At 73.0% G+C, this 13,448-nt stretch carries 12 protein-coding genes and 1 tRNA gene; 5 read left to right on the top strand and 8 right to left on the bottom strand.

Annotated features, from left to right (window positions below; all coding sequences use genetic code 11):
• The first annotated feature begins 209 nt into the window (after positions 1–209).
• Positions 210–305: transfer RNA gene (locus OG871_RS00690), tRNA-Ala, on the top strand.
• 712 nt (positions 306–1,017) lie between these two features.
• Positions 1,018–2,034, top strand: coding sequence for a hypothetical protein (locus OG871_RS00685; RefSeq protein ID WP_371493538.1), 1,017 nt, complete (start codon positions 1,018–1,020; stop codon positions 2,032–2,034).
• Between the two features lie 447 nt (positions 2,035–2,481).
• On the opposite strand, the gene OG871_RS00680 is transcribed toward OG871_RS00685, so the two are convergent.
• The 3 genes from OG871_RS00680 to OG871_RS00670 form a co-directional block, all read right to left on the bottom strand.
• Positions 2,482–3,285, bottom strand: coding sequence for a hypothetical protein (locus tag OG871_RS00680; RefSeq protein WP_371493537.1), 804 nt, complete (start codon positions 3,283–3,285; stop codon positions 2,482–2,484).
• A 186-nt stretch (positions 3,286–3,471) separates the two neighbouring features.
• Positions 3,472–3,798 carry a hypothetical protein gene (locus OG871_RS00675; protein WP_371493535.1) on the bottom strand — a complete coding sequence of 109 codons (327 nt, stop codon included), beginning with the start codon at positions 3,796–3,798 and terminating at the stop codon, positions 3,472–3,474.
• 139 nt (positions 3,799–3,937) lie between these two features.
• Entirely contained in the window at positions 3,938–4,531 is a 594-nt protein-coding gene (locus OG871_RS00670) for a TetR/AcrR family transcriptional regulator (RefSeq protein ID WP_371493534.1), read from the bottom strand.
• A 166-nt stretch (positions 4,532–4,697) separates the two neighbouring features.
• Between OG871_RS00670 and OG871_RS00665 the strand changes: the two genes are divergently transcribed.
• A complete protein-coding gene (locus OG871_RS00665) occupies positions 4,698–5,663 on the top strand; it encodes an alpha/beta hydrolase family protein (RefSeq protein WP_371493533.1) in 966 nt (321 codons plus the stop codon).
• 492 nt (positions 5,664–6,155) lie between these two features.
• On the opposite strand, the gene OG871_RS00660 is transcribed toward OG871_RS00665, so the two are convergent.
• A complete protein-coding gene (locus OG871_RS00660; RefSeq protein ID WP_371493531.1) occupies positions 6,156–6,812 on the bottom strand; it encodes a DUF4232 domain-containing protein in 657 nt (218 codons plus the stop codon).
• Between the two features lie 449 nt (positions 6,813–7,261).
• Between OG871_RS00660 and ligA the strand changes: the two genes are divergently transcribed.
• The gene (ligA, locus tag OG871_RS00655; RefSeq protein ID WP_371493530.1) at positions 7,262–9,295 is read left to right on the top strand and encodes an NAD-dependent DNA ligase LigA; all 2,034 of its coding nucleotides are present in this window, start codon (positions 7,262–7,264) and stop codon (positions 9,293–9,295) included.
• 642 nt (positions 9,296–9,937) lie between these two features.
• Positions 9,938–11,047 (top strand): mechanosensitive ion channel family protein, encoded by a 1,110-nt coding sequence (locus OG871_RS00650; RefSeq protein WP_371493528.1) that lies wholly within the window; start codon positions 9,938–9,940, stop codon positions 11,045–11,047.
• Between the two features lie 23 nt (positions 11,048–11,070).
• Here OG871_RS00650 and OG871_RS00645 read toward each other — a convergent pair whose 3' ends face one another.
• From OG871_RS00645 to OG871_RS00630, 4 genes are all read right to left on the bottom strand, one after another.
• A complete protein-coding gene (locus OG871_RS00645) occupies positions 11,071–11,610 on the bottom strand; it encodes a hypothetical protein (RefSeq protein ID WP_371493527.1) in 540 nt (179 codons plus the stop codon).
• Positions 11,611–11,650: 40 nt separating this feature from the next.
• Positions 11,651–12,127: an ATP-binding protein gene (locus OG871_RS00640; RefSeq protein WP_371493526.1), complete on the bottom strand. Its 477-nt coding sequence runs from the start codon at positions 12,125–12,127 to the stop codon at positions 11,651–11,653.
• A gap of 76 nt (positions 12,128–12,203) precedes the next feature.
• Positions 12,204–12,812, bottom strand: coding sequence for an NAD(P)H:quinone oxidoreductase (wrbA, locus tag OG871_RS00635; RefSeq protein WP_371493525.1), 609 nt, complete (start codon positions 12,810–12,812; stop codon positions 12,204–12,206).
• Positions 12,813–12,976: 164 nt separating this feature from the next.
• Positions 12,977–13,279, bottom strand: coding sequence for a muconolactone Delta-isomerase family protein (locus OG871_RS00630; protein ID WP_371493523.1), 303 nt, complete (start codon positions 13,277–13,279; stop codon positions 12,977–12,979).
• Positions 13,280–13,448: the final 169 nt, after the last annotated feature.

Raw genomic sequence — 13,448 nt, 5'->3', positions numbered from 1 at the left:
CCCGCGCCTTCGCCCGCGCGTGGGCGTCGCACCGCCGGGCGCCCCGGGTCGCCGCCTGACAGCAGGCAGAGCGCCGTATCCCGTGCCGGGCCGCGGAGCCGGCGGCGGCCGGGTGGGACGGTGCGGGGGTCAGCCGGGCGTCAGCACCGGGTCAGGTGCCCGGGGCATCCTGAGGGCACGTCAGGGAACGCGAGATGGGTCCCGGACAGGGAGAGGTGCCCGGAGCGGTTCATCGGGTGCCTGGCCAGCGATGGCCGAGCAGGGTCCCCCTGGGGCCCGCGCAGGTTCGAATCCTGCCCTCTCCGCCCCTGCGCCGGGCCGCGCACACGGCGCCCGCACGGTCTGTCTCCCTCACCTGCAGCTCGGCCGCGCGTCCACGCCGGCCAGGGCGGGAGTGTGCCGTACGGTCGCAGCCGGGGACGGGACGTCCACGCTGATCCCGCCGCCGATCCCGGCCCGGCCGCACACCCCCGGCGGCCGGGCCCCACCACGCAGGCTCACGGACACGCGCCGCCCGGTCCCGAGGCGGCAATGACGGTGCTCGACGGCCTTCACGATGACCCGGCGGCAGCAGCCCGGCCTCGAAGCACCCCTGGTGCCGAGTCAGGTAGGTTCCGCCTGCCCGGCCTTTCGCCGACGCTCGATAGCCGGCTCGGCATGACCGGATGCCGCGGTCATCGGCACCACCACCCGGGCCGGCGGGTGGGGGACGGCGACACCGGGTGCCTCGTCAACGAGCACTCCCCGATCGGCGTACCGAAGGTCACCGCGACTCTCTACGGCCAGGGCTCCTACGGTCTGATCGAAGGGCAGCCGACCACCTGGATCTCCGCTCGGGCAGCTGATCCCCCAGCCGTCGAGCGCGTGAGCGAGCGCGCGCCGGCGCGTCGGGGTGCAGGCAGATTGGCGGACCGGTGCGGTGGACCTCGGGTGAATCACCTGGTCGTGGCCCGTGGGCCTCCCACCCGTAGCGCCCCGTGGCCGCCATCGTTGACCCGACGACGGGAGGAAGCGCAGATGACGCGACCGAGACAGGGCATTGTGGCGGCCGACAACGGCCCGGCCGTCTCGCCGCCGCCCGGGCTGGCGAACGGCCTGGCCGACGGCGAGGCGTCCCCGGCCATGCGCCGGATCGGGGCGGCCGTCCGGGCCGGGCGGACGGCGGAGGCCTGGCAGCTGGCCGAGCAGCTCCAGCACGAGCTGGCGGCAGAAGCCGGCCCCGAACACCCGGACGTGCTGCGGGTGCAGGAGGTCCGGGCCTACCTGGCGCACCGGTCGGGCGACCACCGGCTCGCGGCCCGGCTCTACCGGGAGACGGCGGCCGTGTGGTCCCTCACCGGGGCCCTCGCCTACTGGCACACGACCATCAACGCCCGTGTCTGCGAGGCGCTGGCCGCCCGGCAAGCCGCCGCCGGCCCGGCTCCGGGCACCGCCGTTGCGGCGTCCGCCGGCGTGCCGGCCGGCCATCTCCGCCGAGGCCCGGGCGCGGCCGCGCGCACGGCCGCCTCGGGCGCCCGGGCGCTCTCCGCCCCGGCGGCCCGGCGGAGTGCCGTGCTCGCCCTGGTGGTTGCCGCCGCGGTGGTCACCGGGGCCGAGCGGATCGCCCCCGAGCGCGGCCGGACCGAGCGGATCACCGCGTCCGAGCTCACCGCCGCGCCGGTCCTGCAGGCCCTGGAGCACGCGCCGGTACCGATGCCCGAGCCCGCTGCCACGCCGCTGGGTCAGGCCGCCGCTCCGATCCCCACCCCGCCGCCGGCCCCGGAACCGGAGCCGGAGCCGGAGCCGGAGCCGGACGATGCCCTGGAGCCCGAGTACCGGGGCGCCGATGTCGCGCCCGGCCCTCCGGCCGCACCTTCCCGTTCCAGGCCCGCACGCTCCTCCGGCCGCGCCTCCGGGCCCACCCGGCCCCGGGAACCGAAGCCGCCGCACTCCAAGCAGCCGCCCTTCGCGCCGGCGGACGTCTGCGCGCAGGGCGGCCGGTACGGCCTGCCCGGGAACCTGGTCGACATGTGCCGCAAGGCGTACGCGCGGTGACACGGGGCACGGGGCAGCCCCGTGCCCCGGGGCCGGGCGCACGAGTGGGCCCGGCACCGCCCGGGGAGGAGGGCCGGTGACCAGCCCGCTGGTGCCCGCCCGCACGAGACGCACACCTCACCGGTGGGCACCGCCCGTTGGCCGAGGCCGCTGGTCTCCGCTGTCCGTCGGGTGGATCAAGCCCGGGGCCGCCACGATCGTCACGGTCCGCTGCCCGGACGCCGGGCCTGGATCCCTTTCGACACCTGAAGACACCTCGAAGGAGGAGGTGCGAAGTGCAGGCCCCGTGGCGGCTTGGATCACGAGCGGGCCCGGGCGTGCCGCCGGACACCGACGCGGCCACCTGACCAGCGCCGCCCCGCGGTCCGGGCAGGACGGCGGGCCTGCTCCCTTGCGTACCTCGTCTCGCGGGCGCCCGGGGCGCCCGCGGCGGCGGGTGGTGGTTCGTCAGGCTGTGAGCTTGGCCTTGAACTGCGAGTAGTCGATGACGTTGTCGGCCGGCGGGGCCTGGACGGTGATGGGCTTGTCGAAGTCGCTGAAGACCATCTCGCCGGGCTCCTTGCCGTCGTGGGTGACCTTGACCAGGTAGGGCTTGCCGTCGGTGGCGACGTAGGCGGTGGTCTTCGCGCCGTCGTCGTCGGTGGTGACCACGGTGAAGGTCTTGACGCCGTTGACGGTGGCGGCGGCGCCCTTCACCGCGTCGGGGTCGGTCTCCTCGTCGTCGGTCATCGCCTTGACCAGGTCGCACATGGCGGCGAGCCCGGCGAGCTTGGGGTCGTCCTTGGCGCCGGTCAGGTAGCGGCCCTTGAAGAGTTCGGCGGCCATCGCGCCGGCCTGGGGGTTGGTTCCGCGGCCGCCGATGGCCTTCCAGAAGGCGGCGTCGGGCTTCATGTAGCTCACGCCGGCGGTGTGGATGATCTCGATCTCGCCCATGTCGGCGATGCCGACCTTGCCCTGGCAGTTGCCCTTGGTGTCGGTCGCCAGGTCGAGGGTCATCTTCTGGCCGTCCGTCACCAGGTTTCCGGCGACCTTGACCGAGGACAGTGAGGCCATCGCGTCGCGGGCCTGCTTCTCGATCTCGGCGGCGGTCAGCTTGCCGGTGTCCAGGTGCCCGGCCGCGCCCGCACTCGTGGAGGAGGCCGCCGCGGACGCGGTGGCGGCGGCCGGGGCCTTGTCCTGGCCGCACCCGCTCGCTCCCACGATCAGGGCCGAACAGGCGACGGCGGTGGCGACAAGACGCTTCGAGAGCATGGGTTTCCTTCTCCTCAACTGACGCGGGCAGGGGCCAGTATGGGGCCGAACGGGGTACCCCCGTCGGGAATATCCCGCCGGGTGGGAACTGGACGGGAACGGGCCGGCGGCCGGACCGGGCGGTGTCCCGGGCGGGCGATCCGCACTATCAGATGCTCGGCGTCGCGCGGCTCCAGGACCTCGCGCTCAGCGGATGAGCCGGTCCCGTCTCACGGTGAACTCCTCGCGTCCGTCCGGCGTCGCGACGCCGTGAGGCGAGGTGGACACGGTGACGACCTCGTCGTCCTGCGGCAGGACGGGGCCTTCGACGACCACGCAGGCGACGGTGACCTCCACCGGGTAGGCGGAGTGCGGGCCGAGCCCGCCCGGGGCCGCGAAGACCGGGGCCTTGTCGAACAGCGACCAGCGCCGTCCCGCCGCGTCCGCGAACCGGACCTCCACCACTCCGGGCCACGGCTCGTCGTCCACCCAACGGACCGCCTCGCACCGCAACTGGAACACGAACGCCCCCACATCGAACATGGTCAACAACCGGCGCCGGTATGCCGCGAGGCCGCAGCCGTCGACCTACGGGACAGCGCATTGGCCGGGACCGTGACGGACGGCATCTCGGAGAGTGCAGGGAGCAGGTCGCGACGTCCGCTCGTCGGCATCAGGACGTCTGCGGTTGCTGAAGTCCCTGGAGGAGGAGGGCGATCAGGCGTCGGGGGTCGTAGCGGGGATCGTTGTCGCGTCCGATGCAGAGGTTGCCGATGCCGCGCATCAGCTCGTAGGGCTGCGTGCCGGCCCTGATGTCACCGGCCTCGACCGCGGCGTCGAGCAGTTGGGCGCAGACGGGCAAGAGGCGGTCGAGGAAGTAGGCGTGCAGCGCGGCGAAGCGGTCGCTGTCGGACTGCAGGGCGTCGGCGAGTCCGTGCTTGGTGACCAGGAAGTCGACGAAGAGGTCGATCCACTGGCGTAGCGCGTCGAGCGGTGAGCCGGTGCTGGCCAGCAGGTTCGGGCCGGCCTCGGCGCATGCCTCGATCTGGTGGCGGTAGACGGCGGTGACGAGATCCGCCCGGGTCGGGAAGTGGCGGTAGATCGTGGCCATCCCGACGCCTGCCTGGGCTGCGATCTGGCGGATGGGCGCGTCGACGCCGGAGGCGACGAAGACCTCGGCGGCGGCGGTGAGCACCGTCTGCCGGTTGCGCTGGGCGTCGGCCCGCTTGCTTCGGGACGGCACCTCCCCTGCAGGGCTTTCGGTCATCACGTTCTCCTTCGACACCGCTTGACAAAACGGAGCATCGCTCCGGATATTAAGTGGAGCAACGTTCCGTTTCAGGATATCCGAAACGGGATGCCCTGACTGTCTTCTCCGCTCCCGGTCGCAGGGAGACCGGGAGCGGCAGGCACCACGAAAGGGAACCACCATCGTGAGCACATCCACCACCACCAGCGCCGACGCCTTGGGCTCGCCCGTCCCGGTCCTGTCATTCAGCCCCGTGGTCCTGCCCGTGCCCGGACGTCCCGTGGACCTCCAGGTGCGCGTCTCCGCACCCGCGACCGGGACCAGCCTCCCCGTCATCCTTCTCTCCCACGGCCACGGCCCCTCGAACAACCTCTCCTCGCTCAACGGCTATGCACCGCTCGCCGACTTCTGGGCGGCACACGGATTCGTCGTCGTCCAGCCCACTCACCTCACCTCAAGGACACTGAGCCACCTGGTCGCCGACGCCCCCGGCGCACCCGACTTCTGGCGCTCCCGCGCCGAGGACATGACGCACATTCTCGACCGGCTCGACGTCATCGAGCACACCGTGCCGCAGCTCGCCGGACGGATCGACCACACCAAGGTCGCCCTCGTCGGACACTCGCTCGGCGGCTTCACCGCCGCCCTCCTGCTGGGCGCCGGGCTCACCGACCCCGACACCGGGAACGTGGTGCACCTCGTCGAGCCCCGGATCAAGGCGGGCGTGCTGCTCGCCGCGCCCGGCAGGGGCGGCGACGCCCTCAACGGACCCATGGCCGAGCAGTGGCCGATCATCGGGGCCGTCGACTTCTCCACCATGACCGCACCCGCGCTGGTCGTCGCCGGCGACAAGGACGACCCCCTCCACTTCACGGACATGGGGCCGGACTGGCACGCCGACCCCTACACCCTCGCCCCCGGCCCCAAGACCCTGCTCACCCTGTTCGACGCGGAGCACGGACTCGGCGGGATCGCCGGATACGACGCCGCCGAGACAACCGACGAGAATCCCGAGCGAGTCGCCGCCCTCGCCCGGCTCACCGCGGCCTACCTCCACACCCAGCTCCACCCCGGCGCCCCCACGTGGCAGACCGCTTGCGAGGCACTGACGACCGGCCCCGACCCGGTAGGACGAGTCGAATCCAAGTAGCCCCCCGCCGCCACGTCCCGTATCGGACGGCCCGCGCCGTCGTCGTTCGGCTCGCCGCGTCCGGGTCGCGCAGGGGCCGCAGCCCCTCGCGCGGCACGAACGCGGTGAAGCCCGGGCCCGGGAGCCGTGAGCAAGAGAACGGCGCAGCAAAGTCCCCCTGCCGCGCAAGCCGGCAGGGGCGCACGGGGTCAGTCAGCGGGCTGGCACTCGACGACCGGTGTCCGGCTGGCCGGCCGGCGTGAAGTGCCTCGACACACAGGGTCCTCAGCCGAAATCGGCTGCCTCGGCGCTGCCCAGTCTCCTGCACTGTTCGAATCGCAGCCGACCGCAGACGCTGCTCGAACCGGTGAACAACTGCTGCTGGTACTCGTGAACAGAGCCATACTCGGAGGTCGGGGGTGGAGCGCGGCCAAGGGCCAAGCAGCGGACTCACGGAGCGGGGATGCGGGGCTGGCCGCCACCGACGGGCCGGGCCGGGCGGGGCGCCCGCGGTCACTCGCCCTGGCCGGCGCTTCCCATCGGGCCGATCCTCACCGGGGATCCGCTGCCGTCCGTGACGGGCAGTGAGCCGGCGCCCGGCCAGGGCAGGGTGACCGACTGGGTCTCATCAGGCGGGGTCACCACCAGGCCGGTGATCCGGACGCCGGAGCCGCCCGAGGTGTTGGCCGGGTAACTGATGCCGAAGTACGTCGACTTGCCGCTCCTCACGACGCCCGCGACGACCGGCTCGCCGGAGCGCTTCGCGGACAGCGTGCCCGCGGAGGTCTTCAGGTCGACGCCCGCGTACCCGGAGAGCGTGCAGTCCTTGCCGCTGTGGTTCTTCAACTCGACCACGACGGTGTTGTCGGCGTCGCCGGTGATGGTGCGGTCCGCGGCGGTGATGGTCAGGTCCGCGGTCCGGCACTTGGCGGTCTTCCCGGCCCCGGTGGAGCCGGCCGGTGCGGCGGTGGGCGGCGTGCTGCCCTTCCCTGGACCGCCCGAGGCCGGACCGCCCGAAGCCGGACCGCCGGAGGCCGGACCGCCGCTGGGGGAGGCGCCGGTGGACGCGGTCTGGGCCTGTGCGGTGCCCGTCTCGTCGTCCTGGCAGGCGGTGAGCGAGAGGGCGGCGGCGACGGCCAGGACGGCGAACGCGAGCTTGCTGACGCGCATGGTGTATTCCTCCGGGTGGTGCGGCGGGTGCCTGGTGCTTGGTGCGAGCGGGTTTCCGAAGACCAGGACCGCCCGCCCGGACGAACCGTTCCGCCCGGGCCGCCCCCAGAACAGTGCTGTGACATGTACGGCCGGAACCACCCGCGCCGCCGCCCTCCGTACCGTGCCGCACCCCGCCGCCGACCTGCCCGGACGCCGGACCACACCACCGCCGCGCACCGCCGTCGCCGTCGACCACCGCCGGGACAGACCCGTGACCCGGACCACCTTGACCACAACCGCGACAAACGCAGGCTCAGGCCTGCGACATCGCCTCTGTGACTGATGTGACGGGTGAGCAGGGCGCGGATCCGGCAGCGGAGCGACCGGAGCGGGACTTGAGGCCGCCGCGGCGGGCGCCACCTGGGCACGCGGATCCGTGTGTCAGTGCTGGTCGGGATGATGGACCCATGACCGACGCTGCCCCACTGGCCACCCCCAGCGCCTACGCCGACGCCGTCGCCACCGCCGTCCAGGCGGCCGCGGCCTACTACGCCGACGGATCCACGCCGCTGGGCGACGACGAGTACGACGCCCTGGTGCGCGGCATCGAGGCGTACGAGGCCGCGCACCCGGACGAGGTGCTCCCGGACTCGCCCACCGGCAAGGTCGCCGGCGGCGCCGCCACCGGCGACGTCCCGCACAGCGTGCCGATGCTCAGCCTGGACAACGTCTTCTCCGCCGACGAACTCGCCGCCTGGGCCGCCGGCTTGGAGCGCCGCCTCGGCCGTCCGGTCGACGGCTGGTGCGTGGAGCCCAAGCTCGACGGCCTGGCCGTCGCCGCCCGCTACCGCGCCGGCTCCCTGGTCCAGGTCCTCACCCGTGGCGACGGTCTCGCGGGCGAGGACATCACCCACTCCGCCGACGCCGTCCTCGGCCTGCCCGCGCGGCTGACCGAGCCCCTCGACCTGGAGCTGCGCGGCGAGGTCCTGCTCACCCAGGACCAGTTCGACCACGCCAACGAGGTCCGCACCGCACACGGCGCCACGCCCTTCGCCCACCCGCGCAGCGGCGCGGCCGGGACGCTCCGGGCCAAGGACCGCCCCTACCGGGTCGAACTCACGTTCTTCGCCTACGGTGCCATCGGCCTCGACGACCTCGGCCACACCGCCCTGCTCGGCCGCCTCGCCGAGCTCGGCGCCAACACCGCCGCCACCACGGAGGCCCACCCGCAACGCTGCGCGACCGTGGAGGAGGTCCAGCAGCGCGTCGAGGAGGTCGCCGCACTGAGGTCAGCGCTGCCGTTCGGCATCGACGGCGTCGTGATCAAGGCGGACACCGCCACCGACCAGCAGCAGGCCGGGTCCGGTTCCCGGGCGCCGCGGTGGGCGGTCGCGCGGAAGCTGGCAGCCGAGCACAAGGTCACCCGGCTGCTGGGCGTCGAGTGGAACGTCGGGCGGACCGGCATCATCGCGCCCCGGGCCGTCCTGGAGCCCGTGGTCATCGACGGCGTCACGATCACCTACGCCACGCTCCACAACCCGGCCGACATCACCCGCCGCGGGCTCCTCCTCGGCGACCAGGTCTTCGTCTACCGCGCCGGCGACGTGATCCCACGGGTGGAAGCGCCGCTCGTCGACCAGCGCACCGGCGCGGAGCAGCCGATCGCCTTCCCCGAGGCCTGCCCGCGCTGCGGGGACCCCATCGACACCTCCGAGCAGCGCTGGCGCTGCTCGCGCGGCCGCGGCTGCCAGGCGGTCGCGTCCATCCGCTACGCGGTCGGCCGCGACCAGCTCGACATCGAGGGCCTCGGCGGCACCCGAGCCGTGCAGCTGGTCGACGCCGGCCTGGTCGAGGACGTCGCCGACCTGTTCGCCCTCACCCGCGACCAGCTCCTCGCGCTGGAGCGGATGGGCGACACCAGCACCGACAACCTCCTCGCCGCCATCGAAACCGCGCGCAACGCCCCGCTGAACCGGGTGTTCTGCGCGCTCGGTGTCCGCGGCACCGGCCGCACGATGTCCCGCCGGATCGCCGCCCACTTCGGCTCCATGGCCGCCATCCGCGCCGCCGACGCCGAAGCCCTCGCCGAGGTCGACGGCATCGGCGTGGAGAAGGCCAAGGTGATCGTCGCGGAGCTGGCCGACCTGGCCCCGGTCCTGGACAAGCTCATCGCCCAGAACGTCGGCACCGCCGTCACCGAGCCCACCGCTCCCTCGAACGCCGGCCCGCAGGAGGACGGTCCCCAGGGGCCGCTCACCGGACAGAGCGTGGTCGTCACCGGCAGCATGGCCGGCAGCCCGCTGGACGGCCTGTCCCGCAACGAGGTCAACGAACTGATCGAGCGCGCCGGCGGCAAGGCATCCTCCTCCGTGTCGAAGAAGACCACCCTGCTCGTGGCGGGCGAGAAGGCCGGCTCCAAGCGCACCAAGGCCGAGGAGCTCGGAATCCGCATCGTCTCGCCGGCGGAGTTCGCCGCCACCGTCGCCGACCACCTCGCCTGATCGTCACAGCCCACCAGCGGCAGTGCCCGAGACCGGCTGCGACGGGCCCCGGGGGGCACCCGCCTCGGAACCTTGGCCTCGCCCTGCCCCGGCCGCCGCCGGGGCAGGGCGGCCCGACCACCGGCCTGGCCGCCTCTCGGGGACCTGACCGGCGCAGCAGCGGGTGTCGGGCACCGCGATGACCACGCCGGTCCGGACAGGGTGGCTGACGTTGGGGCTGGTGACGGTTCCGGTCGACTTCCGCGTCGTCCTGCGGTTAGGGCCTGTTCCTGGACCACGTCTGATCAGTGGGCGGAATTGACGGGCCCCTCTGCCCATGGCGGGGGAGGCGGGAGCGTGCCTCGGCGGTGCAGAGGGGGCCCTCCCGCCGAAGGCTGGGGCGCGTCGACCGCCCGAAACAGGCGACCCCGCTGCCGCACGGACGGAGTAGCCCCGCCGAGCGGCCGAGCGGCCGGAACGCCGGGGTCCGGCTGTGGCGGCAGCCGGGCCATGGGGCAGGATGGCAGTCCGTTCGGAATGCGTACGTCCGCTCCAACGCGGCAGCGCACAACACGACCTGACAGGCGACAAGGTGACGACACAGCACGTACGGCGGCCGGCGGCGGCCCGTTCCCTCGCCCTCCACACTGCGGGGGCGGGACGGTGACCCGGGACCTGGTCCTGCACGACTGGGTGGTGGCCGGCATCGCGCTGGCCTCCGGCTGTGTGGCGGGCCTGGTGCTGCGGGCTCTGATGAAGTGGCTGGGCAAGCACGCGACCAGGACCAAGTGGAGCGGGGACGACATCATCGTCGACGCGCTGCGCACCATCGTCCCCTGGGCGGCCGTGATCGCCGGGGCCGCGGTGGCCGCTTCGGCCCTGCCGCTCACCGCGCGGATCGGGGGGCTGGTCGACCAGTCGCTGACGGCCGTGCTCATCGTCATCGCGACGCTCAGCGCGGCCCGGGTGGTGGCCGGGCTGGTGCAGTCGGTGGCCGCGTCCCGGACGGGCGTCGCGGCGTCCGCGACCATCTTCGTCAACATCACCCGCATCGTGGTGCTGTCGATGGGCGTTCTCGTGGCCCTGGAGACCCTCGGGGTGTCCATCGCCCCGCTGGTCACCGCCCTCGGGGTGGGCGGTCTCGCGGTCGCGCTGGCGTTGCAGGACACCCTCGCCAACCTCTTCGCGGGTGTGCACATCCTCGCCTCGAAGACGGTCCAGCCGGGTGACTACATCCGGCTCACCAGCGGGGAGGAGGGGTACGTCGTCGACATCAACTGGCGCAACAGCGTGGTGCGCAACCTGTCGAACAACCTGGTGATCATCCCCAACGGCCGCCTGGCGCGGACGAACATGACGAACTACTCCCAGCCCGAGCAGAAGCTGTCGATCCTGGTCCAGGTCGGGGTCGGCTACGACAGCGACCTGGAGCACGTGGAGAGGGTCACCCTCGACGTCGTCGACAGCGTGATGGCCGACATCAGCGGTGGTGTGCCCGACCACGAGGCCGCCGTCCGTTTCCACACCTTCGCGGACTCCAGGATCAACTTCACGGTGATCCTGGGCGTCGGCGAGTTCAGCGACCAGTACCGGATCAAGCACGAGTTCATCAAGCGCCTGCACCAGCGGTACCGGACGGAGGGCATCTCGATCCCCGCGCCCACGCGTACGGTCTCGCTGCAGCAGGACGGGGCGGGCGCACCGTCGTCCCTCCCGCCGGTGCTGCACCAGTGGGAAGCGTCGTCCGAGGTGCTGGCGGACCAGCGGCGGTAGCCGGCGCGGGGGCTAGCCAGGGGTCAGCAGGACTGGGCTCCGCGCAGGCCACGCCAGACGGTGGCGGAGGTGGCCTGCCGGGGTGCGGCCGAGATATTCGATCTCGCAGTCGAGGTCGGGCCGGACGAACAGGACACCGCTCGGCAGCTGCTCAAGACGGCGGCGGCGCTGCAGACAGGACAGCCCGGCCCGGTGAGGTCCTGGTCGCCGTCGGCGAGCACGTCGAACAGCACCAGGGTGACGGGAACGGTGTGCATCGCGGCGCGGGTCGCCTGCGGCCGGCGCAGCGACAGCCACTGCTGGAGGCGGTGAAAGGACGGGCGGCCGGTGGCGGGATCGAGTGCGATGATCTCCCCGCCGAGGACCAGCCGACGGCCCTTCAGCAGCCGGGTGAGGACCTCCAACTCCGGATACTGCCTGGCGACCTCCCGGCGGTTGCGGGTCACCAGCCGCCACCCGCCCCGCCCGTCCAGACCCACCGCGATCCGCACCCCGTCCCACTTCACCTCGAACGCCCACCCCGACGGGTCCGCCGGCAACGACGTGACCGGCGTGGCGAGCATCGCCTCCGGGACACCGGGCCCGGCCCACTGCTGGCGGTGTTCAGGCGGCGATGGGGAGGTCTGCCCAGTGGGCCGCGCCGCGGGGAAGGGCGCGTTCGCCGTGCGCGATCGCCAGCAGGGCGATGATGGGGGCGCCGCGGCCGTGCTCTTCCGGATCGCGGCCGGCGGCTCGGGCGCGGTCTTCGGGGGCGGGGCCGCCGTCGTCGACCTCGACATGCAGGGCGCCGGACTCCGTGCGTTGCTCGAGGTGGAGGGTGACGGGGGGCAGGGCGTGTTCGACGGCGTTGGTGACGAGTTCGGACACGACGATCAGGACCACGTCGGCCGTGTCGATGTCGGCGCCCAACGCGTCGAGGACGGTGCGGGCGATGCGGCGCGCCGTGCCGGCGGACTCGGGGTGGTGCGGCAGGTTCCAGGCACAGGCCACCTCGCCGGTGCAGGTCGCCGGAAGGACGCCGGGCGTGGCATACGACGCGGGTTCGGCGGCTGTTCGGTCGGTGGCGGTGGCGGCGTACATGGGGGTCTCCTCGGCGGGGGCGCCGGCGCCGCCGGTGTGGCGGCGCCGGGCTGCCCTGACTTAGGCCGGTGGGTGGTCAGGCTGCCTTGAGCTGCGCGGCGATCCGCACCACGCGCTGGGCCTGGTGACGGGCGGCGGCGCGGGTGGTCTCGTCCACCGGCTTCGTGCCCTGGCCGTCCACGTGCGAGGTGCCGTAGGGGTTGCCGTCGGCGAACTTGACCGGGTCCGTGAAGCCGGGGGCGACCACGATGCCGCCGAAGTGGTGGACGCTGGTGTAGAGCGCCTGGAGCGTCGTCTCCTGGCCGGCGTGGGGGGTCGCGGACGAGGTGAAGCCGCTGTAGACCTTGTCGGCCAGCTTCCCCTCCGCCCACAGTCCGCCGAGGGTGTCGATGAACTGCTTGAGCTGCGAGGAGAGGTTGCCGAAACGGGTGGCGGATCCGAACAGTACGGCGTCGGCCCAGTCGATGTCTTCAGCTGTCGCCTCGGGGATTTCCAGGGTGGCGGCGTGGTTGGCCGCCCAGGCCGGGTTGGCCTCGATGGCCGCCTGCGGGGCCAGCTCGGCGGCCTTCACCAGGCGGACCTCGGCGCCCGCCTTCTCACCGGCGTCGCGCAGTTCCTTGGCGATCTCGGTGATGGTGCCGGTCGAGGAGTAGTAGACGATCGAAAGCTTGACGGGGGTGGCCACGGCGATGGCTCCGTTCGTTTCTGGGGATTCTGAATCGGACTGGGAATAGACGACTGGTCGGCTATTCCAAAATAGACGACCGGTCGTCTAGCGTCAAGCGGACGCTGCGCTTCCGGTGGGAGCGACGGGGCCCGTCAGGCGGCGACGAGCCCCGTTCGTGGGGCTCAGGTGGTGGCGGCGGCCCTGCCCGGGTCGTTGGGGTGGGACTCCAGGGGCGTCACCACCGAGGTCATCCACGGCCAGAGCGGCAGCGTACCGAGCACCTCCCCGTACAGCTCGCCCTCGTCGGCGGCCCGCCACAGGCCGATGCTGCGCAGTTCACCCACCGGGCGCCACAGCCTGACGAGGTGGCCGGCCGCTGCCAGCTCCCTGGCCCTGGCGGATTCGTCGGCGCGGCGACGGTCCACCTCGGCAGGGTCGGTGCCCTCGGGAACGGTGGTGGTGAGCTCGACCAGGAACTCCTTCATGGCGGTTTCTCCTTCTCTCTGCGGGGCTCTCGTCCCCTCGCGACGACGCACGGCTGCGGGCGCAGGCCCTGCGCGCTGACGGTGCACACAGGCCTTTGAAATTACCCGACCGGTCGTCTACTTTGACATGGACGGCCGCCTGGCTACCAGTCGGGCCCTCCTCGTCCCC

Source organism: Kitasatospora sp. NBC_00374 (assembly GCF_041434935.1).
Taxonomy (GTDB): Bacteria; Actinomycetota; Actinomycetes; order Streptomycetales; family Streptomycetaceae; genus Kitasatospora.
The sequence above is the reverse complement of the archived record's forward strand: the minus strand, read 5'-3'. Positions and strand labels throughout refer to the sequence as shown.

Coding starts and splice junctions, on each gene's coding strand:
- OG871_RS00640 (WP_371493526.1), bottom strand. CDS start 12,127: ATGTACGCCGCCACCGCCACCGACCGAACAGCCGCCGAACCCGCGTCG.
- OG871_RS00680 (WP_371493537.1), bottom strand. CDS start 3,285: ATGCTCTCGAAGCGTCTTGTCGCCACCGCCGTCGCCTGTTCGGCCCTG.
- ligA (WP_371493530.1), top strand. CDS start 7,262: ATGACCGACGCTGCCCCACTGGCCACCCCCAGCGCCTACGCCGACGCC.
- OG871_RS00670 (WP_371493534.1), bottom strand. CDS start 4,531: ATGACCGAAAGCCCTGCAGGGGAGGTGCCGTCCCGAAGCAAGCGGGCC.
- OG871_RS00630 (WP_371493523.1), bottom strand. CDS start 13,279: ATGAAGGAGTTCCTGGTCGAGCTCACCACCACCGTTCCCGAGGGCACC.
- OG871_RS00685 (WP_371493538.1), top strand. CDS start 1,018: ATGACGCGACCGAGACAGGGCATTGTGGCGGCCGACAACGGCCCGGCC.
- OG871_RS00660 (WP_371493531.1), bottom strand. CDS start 6,812: ATGCGCGTCAGCAAGCTCGCGTTCGCCGTCCTGGCCGTCGCCGCCGCC.
- OG871_RS00645 (WP_371493527.1), bottom strand. CDS start 11,610: ATGCTCGCCACGCCGGTCACGTCGTTGCCGGCGGACCCGTCGGGGTGG.